The following is a 16,113-nucleotide window of genomic DNA, read 5'->3' as shown; positions in this document are numbered from 1 at the left end:
CGGCTCCCCGCCGAACCGAAGACCACACACGCGTCACAGACCCCAAAGGTGATCAGCCATGCCCGCACACCCTTCCGTCGCCCCGCCCCGCGCCCCGATAGGCCCCGACCGGGGCTCCCAGCTCGACATCGCCCGCGAGCTCACGGCCCTGCTCCGCGACACCACCACCGAGCCCCGCCCCGACGAACAACTGGAGGCACTGACCCTGGCCGTCGCCGCCGACCTGCCCGTCCTCCTGTGGGGCGAGCCCGGCATCGGCAAGACCGCCGCCCTCACCCAGCTCGCCGAGTCCCTGGACCTTCCGCTGACCACGGTCGTCGCCAGCGTCCACGAACCGTCCGACTTCTCGGGGCTGCCGGTCATCGGGGAGGACCCCGCCGAACAGGGCGTCCCGATGGCCCCGCCGGACTGGGCGGTGCGCCTGGTACGGGCGGGCCGGGGCCTGCTCTTCCTGGACGAGCTGTCCACCGCCCCGCCCGCCGTCCAGGCCGCCCTGCTCCGGCTGGTACTGGAGCGGAGGGTCGGTGCCCTGCGGCTGCCGCCGGGGGTACGGATCGTCGCCGCCGCCAATCCGCGGTCCTCGGCGGCCGACGGCTGGGAGCTGAGCCCACCGCTGGCCAACCGCTTCGTCCACCTCCAGTGGACCCACGACCACGAGGTCGTGGTGCGCGGTCTCGGCGGCGTCTGGCCCCGGGCGGTCTTCCCTCGGCTCGATCCCGAACGGCTTCCGCAGGCGGTGGACTTCGCGCGGCGCGCGGTGTGCGGGCTGCTCGCCGCCCGCCCGACGCTCGTGCACCGGCTGCCCAGCGGCGAGACCCGGCGGGGCGGGCCCTGGCCGTCGCCCCGCAGCTGGGACATGACGCTCACCCTGGTCGCGTTCGCCACCGCCGCCGGCTCCTCCCGGGACGTGCTCTCCCTCCTGGTCCGGGGCACCGTGGGGGACGGCCCCGGGCTGGAACTCCTGGCGAGCCTGGACCGGATGGACCTGCCCGACCCCGAGGCGGTGCTCGCCGACCCGGCCAACGCCGTCCTGCCCGAACGCGGCGATCTGCGCCAGGCCGTGCTCGACGGCGTGGTGGCGGCGGTCCGCAACCGCCCGGAACAGTCCCGCTGGGACGCGGCGTGGGCGCTCCTGGTCCGGGCGCTGGAGACCGGCGCCCCGGACGTGGTGGTCGTCCCCGCGACCACGCTCGCCTCGCTGCGCCAGGAGGACTGGGACGTACCGGCCGCGATCGAACAGCTCGCCGGGGTGGTGTCGCTGTCCCGGCGGGCGGACCGGGCCGCGTCCCGCACCGCCGACCGGGAGGCCGTCGGCGCGAAGGCCGGCCGGTGACCCCCGTCCCGCCCCGTCCGCTGGACCTCGACAAGCTCTTCGCCGCCCGGCTCCAGGCCGTCCGGGCCCGGCCCTATCTCGCGACGGCCCTGTTCGCCCTGCACGTGGTGGAGGATCGGCGGGTGCCGACGATGGCCGTCGACCGGTACTGGCGGGTCTACGTCTCGCCCGGGTTCGTGGCCCGGACCCCGGTGGAGGAACTGGCCGGGGTCTGGGTCCACGAGGTGGCGCACCTGCTCCGCGACCACCCCGGACGCGGCGACCGGATCGCCCGGCTCCACGGGCTGACCGGCCCCGCGGGACGGCTGCGGATGAACATCGCCGCCGACTGCGAGATCAACGACGACGTGTACGGCGACGGGCTGCTCGCGCCGGAGGACGCCGTCGATCCGGGCTTCCTGGGACTTCCCGAGGGCCTGCTCATGGAGGAGTACGTCCGCCGGTTCCGGCTCGGGCCGCACACCGCGGGCCTGGCCTGGCTGGACTGCGGCAGCGGTGCGGACGGGCTGGGGCGGGAGTGGGACCTGGGGCCGGACGGGGCGCACGGGCTCAGCGAACAGGAGCGGGACGCGGTCCGGTTCCGGGTGGCACAGGGCATCACCGGCCATCCCGGGAACGCGCCGAAGAGCTGGCGGCGGTGGGCCGAGGAGGCGTTCCACCCGCCGCAGCCGTGGCGGGAGCTGCTGGGCGCGGCGGTCCGCTCGGCCGTCTCCGGCTCGGGCGCGGGCGAGGACTACACGTACGGCAGGCCGTCCCGGCGTTCGGCCGGGGTGCCCGGTGCCGTACTGCCGAGCCTGCGGCGCCGACCGCCCCGGATCACGGTGATCGTCGACACGTCCGGCTCGGTCAGCGACGGCGAACTGGGCAGCGCCCTCCTGGAGATCACCGCGATCTGTCGTGCAGTCGGCGGCCGTCGCGACCTGGTCACGGTCCTGTCGTGCGACGCCGCCGTCGGGGTCGCGCACCCGCTGTGCCAGGCCGTCGGGATCCCGCTGGTCGGCGGCGGGGGCACGGATCTGCGCAAGGGGTTCGCCAGGGCCCTGCGGATGCGGCCGGGGCCCGACGTCGTCGTGGTCCTGACCGACGGCCAGACACCGTGGCCGGACGCCCGGCCCTCGTGCCGGACGGTGGTGGGCCTGTTCCCCCGGAGCTGGGACGAGGACGATCCGCGGGGCCGCTTCCCGAACACCCCGCCGGCCTGGGCGCGCACGGTCGTCATCGGTTCGGCCTCCCCGGCCCGGTGACGCCCGGACCGGTGGCACCCGACCCGGGTGCGGCCGGTCCGACCGGCCCGGATACTGTCCGCTCGTTCGATTCGATCCCCCTGGTCAGGGGGGTGGCCTGGGGAGGATGTCATGAACGGTGCGGGCCGGGCCGGGGACGGGTGGAGACCGACCGCGGAGGAGGGCGGGGAACTCGCGGGGCGCTGGTGGCGGTGGGCCCTGTCGGCGCCCGACGACCGCAGCCCGGTCGCGGACACGACGGGCGAGCACGCCGCCTGGAACCAGCCGGACGACCTCTGGTTCCTGGCCGGCACGTACGGCGGCCGGGTGGTCCGGCGGTGCCCGATCCCCTCGGACCGGCCGGCCTTCTTCCCCGTCCTCAACATGCAGCACCCCCGGTCGTACTCCCGGGTGCCGCTGTCCCTGTCGGTGGTGGAGGCCACCGCCTCGCTCAACGGCGTCCCGTTGCCGCTCCACGAATTCTCCGCGCCGTTCCGCACGGGACTGACGCAACGGTACGCATGGGGTGTGTGGGGCGGTTTCCCCCCGCTGACGCCCGGCGAGTACGTGTTGGAGATCAAGGCCAGGGCCACGAGCGGCTTCTGGGTCGACACCACCTACCACTTGGAGTCGAGAGCGGTCTGAGCGTCGCCCGGCACCGCGCTCCCCCCTTACCGCCTCAGCTCCCCTCCCGCCCGTGGTTTCCCAACACCCCTGTCAGGTAAGTGCTCTGATGAGCCATCATCGAATCGGGCAGGAAAGTCGGGCACGCCTGTGCCTGCACCACGCGGAGGAGGCGTCAAGTGCGTAGTCGGGTGCGCGCGGCGGACGGGCGGCATCTGGTGGTGGAACGGCTCGGGGACCCGCGGGGCAGACCGGTCTTCCTGATGCACGGAATGCCGGGCAGCCGCCTCGGGCCGGCTCCGCGCGGCATGGTCCTCTACCAGCGCAAGACCCAGCTCATCACCTACGACCGGCCGGGGTACGGCGACTCCGACCGGCTGCCGGGCCGCTGTGTCGCCGACGCCGTCCAGGACGTCCGGGCCATCGCGGACCACCTCGGGCTGGAACGATTCGCCGTGGTGGGCCGGTCCGGCGGCGCCCCGCACGCCCTGGCCTGCGCGGCGCTGATGCCCGAGCGGGTGACGAGGGCCGCCGCGCTGGTCGGGCTGGCACCGCGCGGCGCCGACGGGCTCGACTGGTTCGAGGGGATGGCGGCCTCCAACGTCCTGGCCTACTCCACCGCGTCCGCCGACCCGGACGGACTCGCGGAATCGTTCATCTCACGGTCCGCGGTGATCCGGAAGAACCCCGTCCGGCTCATCGACGACCTGCGCCAGGAACTGACCGATTCCGACCGGATGGTGGTGAACGACGCGGGCGTCCGCACCATGCTGCTGCGCAACTACCGTGAGGGGCTGCGCACATCCGCGTGGGGCTGGATCGACGACGCCCTCGCGTTCAGCAACCCCTGGGGGTTCGATCCGGCGGACATCCCGGGACCGGTGCTGCTGTGGCACGGCGAGAAGGACGTGTTCTCTCCGGTGGGCCACTCCCGCTGGCTGGCCGAACGCATCCCGAACTCCACCGTGGTGGTGGAGCCCACCGCCGCGCACTTCGACGCGCTGCACGCCCTGCCCAGGATCCTGAACTGGCTGCTGGAGCCCGCCGCCTGCTGAGCGGCGGCGGGAAGGGAAGAGGACGGGGGAAGGGGGCGTCCGGCCTGCGGCCGGGCGCCCCCTTCTCTCACACCTGCATCGGCTCCAGCTCACGCTCGAACCGGTCGTCGTCCCGGGCGATCCTGGTCATCGGATGGTCGTCGCCGAGCTGACGGGCCAGCTCCTCGACGGTCTCGGACCGCACCCGGATGGCCTCGTCCTTGCGCCCCATCGCGTCGAGCGTGACCGCCATGTTCGACGTCATGGCCAGGGTCTCCGGATGGTGCGCTCCCAGGACCCTCCGGAGCTGCCCGGCCACCTTCTCCTCGGTCTCCAGGACCAGTTCGAGATCGCCCCGCTCCGCCGTCGCGTTCGCCAGGTTCATCACACAGAGCAGCGTGTTGGGGTGCTCCGGCCCGTACACCTCCCGCATCGAGGCCACCACCCGGGTCAGGACCCGTACCGCCTCGTCCGAGGCACCGATCCCCGACTGGTAGACGCCGAGGTTGTTCAGGGCCGCCAGGGTGTACGGGTGCTTCTCCCCCGGCACGATCATGTACTGGTCGACGACCTCCTGCGCCGCGTCCCTCGCCTCGATCGTCTCACCGGCCGCGTACAGGTCGGCCGCCAGGTTGAGATCGCAGGCCAGCGACTCCGGGTTGGCGGCCGTGTACTTGGCGCGGTACCGGGCGCGGGTGGCCACCGTGAGCCTGCGGGCGTCCTCGAATCTGCCCGCCCGGCGCAGCGAGACCGCGAGGCTCTTGGCCGCGCTCAGGGTGCCCGGGAAGGCCCGGCCGAGCGTGGCCTTGTAGCTGTCGTACGTACGGCTGAGGAGGTTGACCGAATCCTCGTACCGGCCGACGTCCCGCAGGTCACGGGCGAGGTTCATCGCCGAGGAGAGGCTGTAGGGGTGCTCCGCGCCGAGCACCTCGACCCGCTTGTCGAAGACGTCCTGGTCGATCTCCCTGGCCCGTGCGTACTGGCCGATGGACCGCAGGGTGAACGCCAGGTTGTTGGAGGCCGCCAGCGTCCTGGGGTGCCGGTCGAAGAAGATCTGGTTGAACCCTTCGGTGGCCTCGGTCGCCAGCTCGATCGCCCTGGTGTAGTCGCCGAGCACACCGAGGTCGGTCGCCAGGCTGCTGACGCTCATGTACGTGTGCGGGTGCTCCGGGCCCAGGACCTCCTGCTGGATCGCCAGGGTGACCTCGTCGAGCTCCTTGGCCTCCACGTAGCGGCCACGCGCGCGGTAGACGTTGGCGAGGTGGAAGCAGAGGTAGAGGTACTGGATGTCCCGCTCGCCCAGCGTCTCGCGCCAGATGTCGCGCAGCTCCTCGCCGAGCGTGGTGGCGGTCCGGAAGTCGCCGCGCTTCCAGAGGTAGCGGATCCGGTCGATCAGCAGCCTGCGGGCCTCGGGCTCCTTGCAGTTGCGCGCGTCGGACGGGCCGAGGTGCGGCCAGATCGTGGCGAACTGCTGCCAGGTGGACGGGTTGTCGATCGGCTCGTCGTCGTCGGGCCGGGCGCCCGCGAGGATGCGGTGCACGGCGTGCCGGGCGTCCCGCTGCTCCTGCTCGGTGAGCTGGGCCCGGATGACCGCCTGGACGAGCCGGTGCACCTGGATGGAGTTGGAGACCTGGTCGACCTTGGCGAGGGCGAACCGGCCGATCTCCCGGATGACCCGGCCCAGTACCAGCTTCTCCTGGAGCGAGGCGTCGTACGGCTTCAGCGCCTCGATCATCTCCTTGCTGTACAGCAGGTTCCCGGAGATGGGCTCGGGGGCGAAGAAGGCGCAGAGCTGGAGCAGCCGCACCGCGGCCGGCGACCGCTCCTTGAGCCGTTCGATGGAGATGTTCCAGGTCGCGGCGACCGGCAGCGGGTAGCCGGTCGGCTGGTTGAGCGCCAGGACCTCGGGGGCCTGCTGCGCCAACTGCTCCAGGTAGGCGTCGATCGGGGTGGCGGTCTCCGCGATCCAGGCCGCCGCCTGCTCGACGGCGAGCGGAAGGTCGCCCACCGCCGTGGCCACCTGGGCCGCGTCCTCCATGCTCAGCCCCGGCGCCCGGCGCTGGAGGTGCTCGATGGACTCCTCCCGCAGGAAGACGTCGACCGGCAGCGCGTCACCGTGCTGGGACCAGGCCTGGTTGCGCGAGGTGACCAGGATGTGTCCGGATCCGCCCTGCGGGAAGTAGCGCCGCAGCCGTTCCGGGTCGTCGGCGTTGTCGAAGACCAGCAGCCAGCGGTCGGACGGCACCCCGCGCCGCAGCAGGTCCACCGCCTCCGCGGAGGACGCCGCCATGTCGTCGCCGCCCTGGGCGCCCAGCCGGACCGCGAGCTCGGCCAGTGAGGCCACCACGTCGTCGGTCTGCTCGGAAGATATCCACCAGACCAGGTCGTAGTCGGCCATGAAGCGGTGCACGTACTCCAGGGCCACCTGGGTCTTTCCGACGCCCCCGAGTCCGTACAGGGTCTGCGGCTGCGGCAGCACGACGGCCATGCCGCCGCCGAGCTGGTCGCGCATCCGCTCCAGGACCAGGGAGCGGCCGGTGAAGCCGGGGTTGCGCGGCGGGGCGTTCCAGATCCTGGGGACGGTGCCGGGGAAGCGCGGGCCGGGCGACACCGCGTCGGTCAGCTGGACCGGCCGGTCCAGGGCGCGCAGCAGCGCGGCGGTGGCGTGCACCTCGTCGAGCCGGAAGAGGTCGACGGGGTTGCGGTCGATGTAGTTGGCGGACAGCCGTACGTCACCGACCCTGATCGGCAGCAGATGGCGCCGGCCGCCCCCCGGGTCCTCCGCGACGGCCCGGTCCCAGACGCTCACCGCGCGCTGGGACTTGAGGTAGGCGGAGGAGAGCAGGACGACCGTGCGTGCGGCGTTCTCCCCGGCCGGGGCGGTCTCCTCGCTCCGCTCGGCGGACACGTCGCGCGGGACGACGCGGAACCCGGCGCGGGTGAGCACGGACTCGATCCAGTCGGCCCACATCCGGTTCTCGGCCACATAGCTGAGGAAGAGGTCGGCGGGGAGCGCGGGCCGGCGCCGGGTGAAGGCGTCCCGGATCCGCAGCCGGGCCTCCTCGCCGACCGGCGGCATCGCGGTGACCTGCTGGTCGGTGATGACGGAGGTGAGCCGCTCGAAGGCGGAGAGCAGGGAGTTGGTGAGGCCGGCCTCGTCGCCGAAGGTGGCGAGGGTCTCCTCGTAGGCGTAGTAGGGGCGGTACGGGATCTCCACCGCGCCCCAGTAGGCGGTGAGTTCGTCCCCGGACAGGTTGCGCGGCAGGCGGTCGAACTTCAGCCGCGCCAGCGCCCGTCCGGCGTCCGCCTTCTCCTTCTCGCCCTCGTCGATGCGCATCGGGACGGGGTAGATCGAGATGGGGCGGCCGGTGTAGCGCTCGGAGATCTGCCGGGCCACGGAGGCGGCACCGTCGATGGACTGGTCGCTGAGCGTGAAGCAGTCGACGAGGATGTCGGGGAGGTGGACGGTGCAGATGTCGGCGATGTCGCTGAGGCCGGTGCGGCTGTCGATGAGGACGTAGTCGTAGTTGGCCTTCATGTCGTCGCGGAGCGCGTCGAAGAAGTGGCCGCCGCCGAGCCGGTCGTAGAAGTTGTCCCAGTCGAAGGTGGAGACGGTCGCGGAGTACTCGCGGTTCTGCCGTCCGGCGGAGACGAAGTCGAGCGTGCCGCCCTGCGGGAACTCCCAGCCGAGCGCCTCGGGGGTGAGCGAGACGGCGTGCGGCTGGATCCGCGCGTAGTCGCGGTGCCAGTCGTCGGCGCGCTGGACCGGGCTGGTCGCGGCCCAGGCGTACTCGGTGATCAGGTCGATGACACCGGTGGTGGCACCGAGGGTGGACGGGTCGAGGAACGGGTGGAAGAAGCGGTGGAGCCCCGGCGCCTCCAGGTCCCAGTCGACGGCCAGCACCCGTTTTCCGTTGGCGGCGAGTATCCAGGCAGTGTTGGCCAGGGCCATGGTGCGCCCGGTGCCGCCCTTGTACGAGTAGAAAGTGACGATGCGCCCGTCACGACCGGCCGTCATCCGTGTCCTCCGCATCCGTCGCAGGATCGTGTGTCTCGGGGATGTAGTTCGTCTGCGCCATCGGCCCCATCAGCCGGGTCCGTTCGGTGTGTCCGCCACCGCTGCTCGCGGGCGGATAGGCGGTCGCGTGCCGCAGATACTGCTGGGCCGCCACTTCGACGACCTGCGGCAGGATCTGGCCGAACGCCTCCATGCTGGGCACGCCCTTGGCCGCGGAGCGGCAGAAGGCCCGCCCCTGGCTCATCTTGATCGGCATGGTCTCTTCGAGTTTCGCGGTCAGCTCGGCCTCCGCCGCCATGCTCTGGGGGTCCTCGCGGCTCCACGGCACGACCATCGTCACCCAGGGGCGGTCCTCCGCGTCGAAGGCGGCGAGGCGCCTGCGGCGGTCCTCGTCCTGGAGGGCCCAGCGGTCGACGAGCAGGATCTCCGGCCTGCTCGGCGGCTGCTTGCCCTCGCCGTGCCCGGCCTCCTCGTCGAAGGACGAGATGGTCGGCTGGTAGTTCAGGGAGCGCACCAGGTCCTCCGCGACGTAGGCCAACGGGCGGGCCGAGGAGGGGTGGTAGGGGTTCCAGTCCTGCGGGTTGTCGCCGTAGTAGTCGGCACTGCGGCCCGGGGGCAGGTCGTGCCGGGTGGGCGCGGCGACGGTGACCTGCATGGGGCGGGGGCCGCCGGGCGTGCTGTTGCGCGGGCCGAAGGCGCTGGGGGCGAGCCGGTAGTCGACGGGGCGCCCGGTGCCGATCCTGATGGTTCCGGCGACATTGACGATGCGCTTGGCGAGCTCGTAGACCGCGCGCTCGTACTCCTCGGCGAACAGCTTCAGCTTGATCAGGCCGTAGAGCCCGTCGCTGGCGTAACGGTCCCCGAAGTCACGGTGGTTGAACTGGAGCCGTTCGGCGGGCACCGGGAGCTGGCTCGGCGGGACGGGCACCCAGAGCGCCGGGACGATCGCCTCGGCCGGCTGGTTGGAGCGGGCCCGGTAGTGGATGGCGCGCTGCGCGAAGGCGTACCACTCCTTGCCGCACATCTCACTGGCGAAATAGCGCGGCGAGAACAGCGGAACGAACACCCGGCAGGTGGCGAGCACCTCGCCGAGCCGTTCCGACCAGCCCTCGCCGGAGCGTATTTCGCGGTCTATGAACCCCGCGGGCGCGCCCGCGGGCAGATCCGTCATGGCCAGCACGTGGTCACAGAGATCCTTGAAGAGGCGCTCGACCCACATGTCCGGGTCCGTGCCACTGCCGTACCCCGGTGTATGGGCGTAACTCAAGAAGAAGTACGGTCGATGGTCCGCCGCTCGCTGCTGCGTCATCGCGTGAACACGACCCCCGTCCTGTGTGAGCACCCGCATCCGTGAAGTGAATCGAATGCGAGCGAATTCATCATTCCGGAGCGGACCTTGCTCCACCCCCATGGCGTTCGGTCATTCAACGCCGGTTTTCAGTCATAGGTTCCCGCGGTGCGTCGAGACTCACCTTGATCGAATTCGGTCTGGGACCGTTCTTCCCAGTTGTCCCACGCGCCCCCACACCCTCGTTCGAACCGGAATTCGAGCCTCAGACTTCTTTTCGCATCAGATCCAGCAATCGCTTTCCGCTGACGGTGAGCTCGGCTCCACCTTCCAGCGTATCGAGAGCCTGTGCGACACCCTCCAGACAACGTGGCTCGAATACACCCAACGCCATCCGCTCATAGGTCTCGGCCAACAACCGGGAAAACGGAACTGTTTCTTCCTGCCAGGGAATCCGATGTTCCCAGGAGCCGTCCGCCGCGTAAAGATCCGTGACGTCGGCGAGGGCCCGCAATTCGGCCCGCCGGAAACCCCGGAGCAGCGCGAACGCCAGCTCCTCGACGCCGCCGTCCACCGCGATTCCGAGGGCGCCGTATCCGTGCCGCCCGACAGCGGGCTCGGAGGGGGCGAGACCGGTGAGCGGGGTGAGGGTGGTGAGACTCCGGACCATCTCCGCGGCCCGCGCGGGCGCCTTCGCCTCGATCAGCACCCAGGCCTCACCGAGCCGGAACACCAGATCCGCGGCGACCCGGTCCCCGAGGGGCGCGGCGACCGGGGCGGGGAAGCAGTCGCGGTACGGGTCGAGGTCGTCGAGCGCCAGCTCGAAGACCGGGCCGGGCGCACCGCCCGGCATCGCGAACCGACGCACCGGCCGCCAGCCGGGGGCGGCCGTCCGGGGCCGGGTGACCCGCCGCTCCGCCGGAGCGGAACCCTGCCCGCCCCACCGGACCAGGAAGCCGTCCTCGACGGCGCGCACCTGCGCCGTCCCGCGCTCCCCCGCGCCCTCGATCCGCAACTCCCCCATCCCGGGCAGCACCAGCCGGCCGTCCGCGTGGCCGACGTCCACGGGGAGATCGAGACCGGCCCGGACCGCGGCGACCGCGAGGTACTCCGGAAGCCGCCGCGCGACGGACACGTCCCCCTCCTGGAGCCGCTCCAGCGCATGGAGCAGCCAGGTGCGGGTGTAGGGGTGGGCCAGCACCTCGTCGAGACCGCCGGCGCCCTCGTCGGACGCCTCGATCGCGGCGGCCAGCTCCCAGGCCCGCGCCCACGGCTCGCCGCCGCGCCCTTCCAGGTCGGCGTTGAGCCGGGCCAGCAGCATGCGGGTGAGGTCCCGCTGGGAGCCGGGCAGTTCCTCCCGCCCGGTCACCTCGGGGGCGATCAGGGAGGCGGCCGTACGCGCCTCGATGCCGCGCACCAGGGCCATCAGGTCGGCGCAGTACACGGACGGGTTGTCGAAGGGGCCCGACGGGCCGGTGGAGCGGTACCGGTGGGTGTAGAGGCCGCCGCCGCAGGAGCGGACGACGGGGCACCGCCGGCAGGCCTCGCCGACCCCGGCGAGCCCGAGCTGCCGGGCCCGGACGCCCGGGTGGGAGGCGACCTCGTCGAGGGTGTGGGTGAAGACGTCGAAACCGGTGGCCGCGGCGCCCTCGTAGGCGCTCTTGAGCGAGTCGACCTGTTCGAGCTGGCCGTCGGTCTCGACGACGACGAGATCGGTGGGGGCGAGCCCCAGGGACTCGGTGAGGCTGGGGCCGCCGCTCAGCGTGGACAGCACCGAGGAGAAGATCCGCACCGGCACCGGACGCCCCCGCTCCTGCCAGCGGTCGAAGACCGCGAGGAGCCAGTCGGCGTAGGCGGTGGTCGCGCCTTCCGGGCGCGGCGGCGGATCGTCCCAGGTGGCGTGCGGGAGCAGGAAGTCGATGAGCGGTGGTTCCAGCTCGACCAGGGCGTCGAGGACCGCGTGGGGGTCGTTCTCGATGTCGACGGTGCACAGGAGCCCGAGGTACAGATGGCGGTACCGGTCCTGCCGGAGCAGCTCCACGGCCCTGAGGACCAGCGGGTGGCTGCTGCGCCCGTCGGCGAAGCGGCGGTGCCGGTCGTTGGCGGCCTTGTCGCCGTCGAGGGAGATGCCGACCCTGACGCCGAATTCGTCGAAGAGGTCGAGATACCGGGGACTGAGCTGGAGTCCGTTGGTATGGATGCGGAGGTCGAGTTCCGCGACGCCGTCGAGGGCGGACGTCAGAGCTTCGCAGACCTGCCGCAGTCGGGCGGGCCCCGCCAGTAGAGGCTCCCCTCCGTGAAGGATGACCGACACGGAGGGCAGTGCATGTGCTTTGGCATGCTCGGCCAAGCGCTGAGCGGTCCGGAGGATGACATCGTCGGAAGATGCCTTGGGCCGGGTGCGCCAGCTCTGATCTGCATGTTCATAGACATAGCAATGGTCACAGGCAAGATCGCATCTGCTGTGGACCTTGAGAACAACTTCACGAAAAGGGACCAGGGGTCCTGTCATTCCACCAGTCTATCCAGTCCGAAGGGGTGGCTCGGACCTCGAATCGTGAAGTATGGTGCGGTTTTTTCAGAGCGCCGAGTTGAAGGTGGCCGCCTGGGTGCGGCGGGCCGCCGACGCGACGTGCACACGGCCGAGCTTGCGGTCCGCGGCGGTGCCGTGGACGTCGATCTGGGCGAGCGGCACACGGTTCTTCTTCGCGGCGGCGAAGGAGACGGAGGATTCAGAGGTGTTCACGGCCGTCCTTGAGGGGATTCGTTCCGATGGAAGGGTTCCGGACAGGAATGCCGCGATGCCTTCTGCACCATTGCAGTGTCCGGTAGCACGACTTTACTCTCATGCCCTCGGTTGGCAACTGAAGTAAGCCGCACGTGTACCAGGGCGTCGGACACGGCTGCCCGGAATCGAACGGAACTATCGATTCCGCCACGGGAAAGACGACATAACCGCAGACGGGAGTGAACATGACGGCGCTTCCCGGGCCGCTCCAGAGCATGGTCTTCAGGAACGCCGACCTCCCGGCGCTCTTCCACCACACGGACGAGATCGCCGTCGCCCGGCAGCGGGAGGCCGTGAACACCACCCGCTTCCAGCTGATCCTACTGGTCGCCGGGGCCGTTCCGGCAGCCCTCCCCTGGCACTTCACCGTAGCTGACACGCTTCAACTCACCGATTCCGTCAGCGTGTTGGCGTACCTGGGTGTCTTGATATCGACGTACCTCTCGGCCCGGCGCAAGGCGAAGTCGCACTGGCAGCTCAACCGGTCGGCCGCTGAGTTCATCAAGTCGATGTGCTGGCGCTACTCGGTGCACGGCTCCCCGTTCGACACCGGCACCCATCACCCGGAGGCGGTGTTCGCCAACCGGCTGGAGGAGGGGCTCCAGGAGCTCCGCAAGGTGGGATGGGCCGACCCCCGGGACCTGACGGCCGATTCGGGCGGGCTGATCACCGACTCGATGCGCGAACTGCGGGAGAAGGCGTTCACCGTACGCAAGGAGACCTACGTACGGGACCGGTTGATCGAGCAGCGGAACTGGTACCGCAGGCGGCAGGAGGTGTCCCGGCGGGCCACGTTGGTCTGGTCGACGACGATCGCCGTCCTGACCGCGCTGGCCCTGGTGTTCGCGGTGCTGAGGACGTTCTCCGCCGCCCAGTCCTTCGCCCTGACGGGCGCGCTCTCGGCGGCGGCGGCCGCCTGCCTCGCCTGGAGCGAGATGCGCCGCCACCACCCGCTGATCTCGGCGCACTCCCTGGTGGAGGAGGACCTGGAGGCCATGCAGGTGGCGATGGAGACGACGCTGACGGAGCGCCAGTGGCCGGGGGCGGTCTTCGAGACCGAGCGGATCGTCTCCCCGCAGCACACCGACTGGCTGGCCCGCCACCAGATGTGACGGCGGGCCGGGTCCGGCCCGCCGGCCGGACCGTCAGTCGCGCTCGACGCCCTCGCGCCAGATGATCGTGACCGGGCGGCCCAGGCTCCGGGCGTACGTCACGATGTCGCCCGTGCCGCCGAGACCGCGGGCGGGCCGGCCGTCCCAGACCGCCAGGAGGCGGTCGCAGTGGTCGGCGATGTAGGTGCCCGCCGCGTAGTACGCCTCGTCGGTGGAGTGCGGGTAGCCGAGGCGCACCTCCCGGGCGGCCCGGCCCTTGAGGGCCCGGTAGCGGGCGAGTTCGGCCTCGTCGGCGAAACAGGCCTCGTAGTCGCCGCTCGGGATGACCACGGTGAGGTCCGCGCCACGGGCCAGGGCCAGATCGGCGAAGAGCTGATCGGCCCCCACCGCCAGGCTGGAGAGCGCCTCCAGGGATCCCTCCAGACCGCAGAGCGCCGCTCTCAGCCCCGCGAGCACATGGGCCCGGGCCTCTTCCGGGATGGTGCGATGACCGGTCACTCCGATGCGATTCACGGACCCGAACCCCCTGAGGTTTCTGCCGGGGGCCCGGAGGACGTCTCCGTACGGCGACCGCCCGCCCCCGTTGCTCCAGCGTGACCGACCTGCCCCACATCATGCCAAATGCCGCGGTGCGAGCGGGAGCCCCCGCCCGGCATTCGGACGAGGGCTCCGCGTGTGGTCGGCCGCCTGTTCGACGGGGTGGAACCGGAGGTGCCGGGGTGTCAGTAGATGCTGACCCCGTAGGCGCTCAGCGCCTCGGTGACCGGCTGGAAGTACGTGGTTCCGCCCGAGGAGCAGTTGCCGCTGCCGCCCGAGGTGAGGCCGATCGCGTTGGAGCCGGAGTAGAGCGGGCCGCCGGAGTCGCCGGGCTCCGCGCAGACATTGGTCTTGATCATGCCGTAGACGATGTCGCCGTTGCCGTAGTTGACCGTGGCGTTGAGGCCCGTGACCGAGCCGCTGTGGGTGCCGGTGGTCGAACCGCGGCGGGTGACCGACATGCCGACCGTGGCGTTGGCCGCGCCGGTGATGTCGACGCTGCCGACGGTGCCCTCGTGGGAGACCGCGGAGTTGTCGTACCGGACCAGGCCGTAGTCGTTGGTCGGGAAGCTGGAGCCGACCGTCGGGCCGATGCTGGTCGAGCTCGACGAGTTGGTGTACCAGGGCGGGTTGCCGTCGGTGCAGTGACCGGCGGTCAGGAAGTAGTAGGTGCTGCCGCTGCGGACGTTGAAGCCGAGGGAGCAGCGCCAGCTGGGGGCGTAGATCGCGTCGCCGCCGGAGATCAGCTTTCTGATCTTGCCGGACGTGCGCTCGATCTTCAGGGCGCCCGCGTTGGCACCGGCGAGCTCCTTGATCCGCGCGATGTCGGCCCGGGAGACCGTGCTGTCGGCGGTGACCACGAGCTTCTTGGTCGTCGGGTCGACGCTCCAGGCGGTGCCCGCCACGTCGGCGCCGAGCACGGCGTCGCTCGCGGCGGAGAGCTGCTGGGCGCTGAAGGTGGTGGGGGAATCGGCCTGGGCGCTGGGGACGGCCAGGGCGGCGACGGCGACGAGGCCCGCGGCGATGGCGACGGCCCGGGTGCGTCCGGCGGTGGAACCGAGGGGGGCGGTGCGCTTGATCCTCACTTTTCATCCTCCCGTGGGGAAGTCGGGGGTCCGCCCGTGGGGTGGTCGGACCCGTGAGGCGCAGTCGTCGGCACGGCGGGATCCCGCAGCGCGGGCCTGCCGTGCTCCTGACAAGCGCTGCGAGGGAGTATTCAAGGCGTCAACTTGTCACGCAAGAGGGCCCGTTGGCCCCGGGCCGCCCTTCGGACGGCGAACGACCCCCGCCGCGCAGGTGGGCGCCGGGGGCCGTCGTTCCGAATTCCCGTGACGAGCGGTCAGCCGTCGACGCGGTTGCGCTCACCGGCCTCGACGGCCAGGGAGAGGGTGTTGCCGGGTGGTGGGAAGGGGCAGATGAAGTGGTCCGCGAAGGCGCACGGCGGCAGCATCGCGCGGTTGAGGTCGACCGTCACGCCGCCGTCCCCGGCGGGCGCCGCAGGCCGCAGGAAACGGAAGCGGTAGCTGCTGTTCCCGCTGGTGGCGTCGGCGAAGACGGCCCAGAGCGATCCGTCCGGCTCGACCGCGACCCGCAGCGTGTGCTCCGCGCCGTCCGCCTCGAAGGCGACCTCCCCGGCGAGCCCGAGACCGCGCTCCACCCCGTCGGCGTTCTCGACCCGGACCGTGCGGGCGTCCTCGTACGGGCGGAAGGTGCCCGGGAACACCCAGCGCGGGTCGTACGGGGTGGCCTCGATGGCCCGGAAGGCGCGCCGCGCGGGGGCGTCCGGGTCGAAGTCGCGTACCGCCCAGAGCCCTTCCCGGCTCAGTACGACCAGTCGGCGGTGGCCGTGGGCGACGCGGGACGTCTCGATCGGGCCCCGGTCGGCGGTGAGGCGGACCCGGCCGGTGAGGGGTTCGCCGTCGACGGTCAGCCCGTCCTCGGCCGAGGCGCTGAGCAGGACCGCCCCGTCGTCCTCCCGCCACTGTCCGGGTACCCCGGGGATGCGGCCCTCCGGGTGGTCGGAGAGCCAGTGGGTGCCGGTGAGGGAGAGGGGTCCGTAGGGGCCGGCGACCGTGACGGTGCGCTCCTCGTGCCAGTGCTTCCAGTCCTGTGCCGCCTGCTCGGCTCCGTGCGGCTGCGGTGCGTCCGTGCTCATG

General features: G+C 71.6%; 12 protein-coding genes. 5 read left to right on the top strand and 7 right to left on the bottom strand.

All coding sequences use genetic code 11. The features are described from left to right. Nucleotides 1-58: 58 nt before the first annotated feature. The 4 genes from ACF08W_RS12740 to ACF08W_RS12725 all read left to right on the top strand — a co-directional run bounded on the left by ACF08W_RS12740 (nt 59) and on the right by ACF08W_RS12725 (nt 4,235). Nucleotides 59-1,333 (top strand): AAA family ATPase, encoded by a 1,275-nt coding sequence (locus tag ACF08W_RS12740; protein WP_392279260.1) that lies wholly within the window; start codon nt 59-61, stop codon nt 1,331-1,333. Next, nucleotides 1,330-2,577: a VWA-like domain-containing protein gene (locus ACF08W_RS12735; RefSeq protein ID WP_392279259.1), complete on the top strand. Its 1,248-nt coding sequence runs from the start codon at nt 1,330-1,332 to the stop codon at nt 2,575-2,577. The genes ACF08W_RS12740 and ACF08W_RS12735 overlap by 4 nt, the downstream gene beginning before the upstream one ends. A gap of 111 nt (nt 2,578-2,688) precedes the next feature. Further along, the gene (locus ACF08W_RS12730; RefSeq protein ID WP_385210419.1) at nt 2,689-3,201 is read left to right on the top strand and encodes a hypothetical protein; all 513 of its coding nucleotides are present in this window, start codon (nt 2,689-2,691) and stop codon (nt 3,199-3,201) included. A 158-nt stretch (nt 3,202-3,359) separates the two neighbouring features. Further along, nucleotides 3,360-4,235 (top strand): alpha/beta fold hydrolase, encoded by an 876-nt coding sequence (locus tag ACF08W_RS12725; RefSeq protein WP_385210416.1) that lies wholly within the window; start codon nt 3,360-3,362, stop codon nt 4,233-4,235. Nucleotides 4,236-4,302: 67 nt separating this feature from the next. Here the strand turns inward: ACF08W_RS12725 and fxsT are convergent, their stop codons facing one another. From fxsT to fxsA, 4 genes are all read right to left on the bottom strand, one after another. Further along, the gene (gene fxsT / locus ACF08W_RS12720) at nt 4,303-8,232 is read right to left on the bottom strand and encodes an FxSxx-COOH system tetratricopeptide repeat protein (protein WP_392279258.1); all 3,930 of its coding nucleotides are present in this window, start codon (nt 8,230-8,232) and stop codon (nt 4,303-4,305) included. Further along, entirely contained in the window at nt 8,216-9,541 is a 1,326-nt protein-coding gene (fsxC, locus tag ACF08W_RS12715) for an FxsC protein (protein ID WP_385218205.1), read from the bottom strand. Before fsxC ends, fxsT begins: the two co-directional genes overlap by 17 nt. Before the next feature lie 244 nt (nt 9,542-9,785). Next, nucleotides 9,786-12,032 carry a radical SAM/SPASM protein FxsBH, inactivated beta-hydroxylase extension form gene (gene fxsBH / locus ACF08W_RS12710; protein WP_392279257.1) on the bottom strand — a complete coding sequence of 749 codons (2,247 nt, stop codon included), beginning with the start codon at nt 12,030-12,032 and terminating at the stop codon, nt 9,786-9,788. A gap of 66 nt (nt 12,033-12,098) precedes the next feature. Continuing rightward, nucleotides 12,099-12,266 carry an FxSxx-COOH cyclophane-containing RiPP peptide gene (gene fxsA / locus ACF08W_RS12705; RefSeq protein ID WP_392279256.1) on the bottom strand — a complete coding sequence of 56 codons (168 nt, stop codon included), beginning with the start codon at nt 12,264-12,266 and terminating at the stop codon, nt 12,099-12,101. Between the two features lie 257 nt (nt 12,267-12,523). Between fxsA and ACF08W_RS12700 the strand changes: the two genes are divergently transcribed. Further along, a complete protein-coding gene (locus ACF08W_RS12700) occupies nt 12,524-13,420 on the top strand; it encodes a DUF4231 domain-containing protein (protein WP_352279329.1) in 897 nt (298 codons plus the stop codon). A 33-nt stretch (nt 13,421-13,453) separates the two neighbouring features. On the opposite strand, the gene ACF08W_RS12695 is transcribed toward ACF08W_RS12700, so the two are convergent. From ACF08W_RS12695 to ACF08W_RS12685, 3 genes are all read right to left on the bottom strand, one after another. After that, nucleotides 13,454-13,933 carry a hypothetical protein gene (locus tag ACF08W_RS12695; protein ID WP_352279303.1) on the bottom strand — a complete coding sequence of 160 codons (480 nt, stop codon included), beginning with the start codon at nt 13,931-13,933 and terminating at the stop codon, nt 13,454-13,456. A 209-nt stretch (nt 13,934-14,142) separates the two neighbouring features. Further along, a complete protein-coding gene (locus ACF08W_RS12690; RefSeq protein ID WP_352279304.1) occupies nt 14,143-15,042 on the bottom strand; it encodes a S1 family peptidase in 900 nt (299 codons plus the stop codon). A 254-nt stretch (nt 15,043-15,296) separates the two neighbouring features. After that, nucleotides 15,297-16,112, bottom strand: coding sequence for a DUF1684 domain-containing protein (locus ACF08W_RS12685; protein WP_392279255.1), 816 nt, complete (start codon nt 16,110-16,112; stop codon nt 15,297-15,299). Between the last annotated feature and the right edge of the window lies 1 nt (nt 16,113).

Origin of the sequence: Streptomyces sp. NPDC015144, from assembly GCF_043079735.1 — a bacterium.
GTDB lineage: Bacteria > Actinomycetota > Actinomycetes > Streptomycetales > Streptomycetaceae > Streptomyces.
Note: the sequence above shows the minus strand (reverse complement) of the source record. Positions and strands in the feature narration are given on the sequence as shown.

Excerpts from the sequence above, each read along its gene's own strand:
- ACF08W_RS12740 (WP_392279260.1), top strand. The coding sequence starts at position 59 with ATGCCCGCACACCCTTCCGTCGCCCCGCCCCGCGCCCCGATAGGCCCC.
- ACF08W_RS12730 (WP_385210419.1), top strand. The coding sequence starts at position 2,689 with ATGAACGGTGCGGGCCGGGCCGGGGACGGGTGGAGACCGACCGCGGAG.
- fxsT (WP_392279258.1), bottom strand. The coding sequence starts at position 8,232 with ATGACGGCCGGTCGTGACGGGCGCATCGTCACTTTCTACTCGTACAAG.
- fsxC (WP_385218205.1), bottom strand. The coding sequence starts at position 9,541 with ATGACGCAGCAGCGAGCGGCGGACCATCGACCGTACTTCTTCTTGAGT.
- fxsBH (WP_392279257.1), bottom strand. The coding sequence starts at position 12,032 with ATGACAGGACCCCTGGTCCCTTTTCGTGAAGTTGTTCTCAAGGTCCAC.
- ACF08W_RS12700 (WP_352279329.1), top strand. The coding sequence starts at position 12,524 with ATGGTCTTCAGGAACGCCGACCTCCCGGCGCTCTTCCACCACACGGAC.
- ACF08W_RS12685 (WP_392279255.1), bottom strand. The coding sequence starts at position 16,112 with ATGAGCACGGACGCACCGCAGCCGCACGGAGCCGAGCAGGCGGCACAG.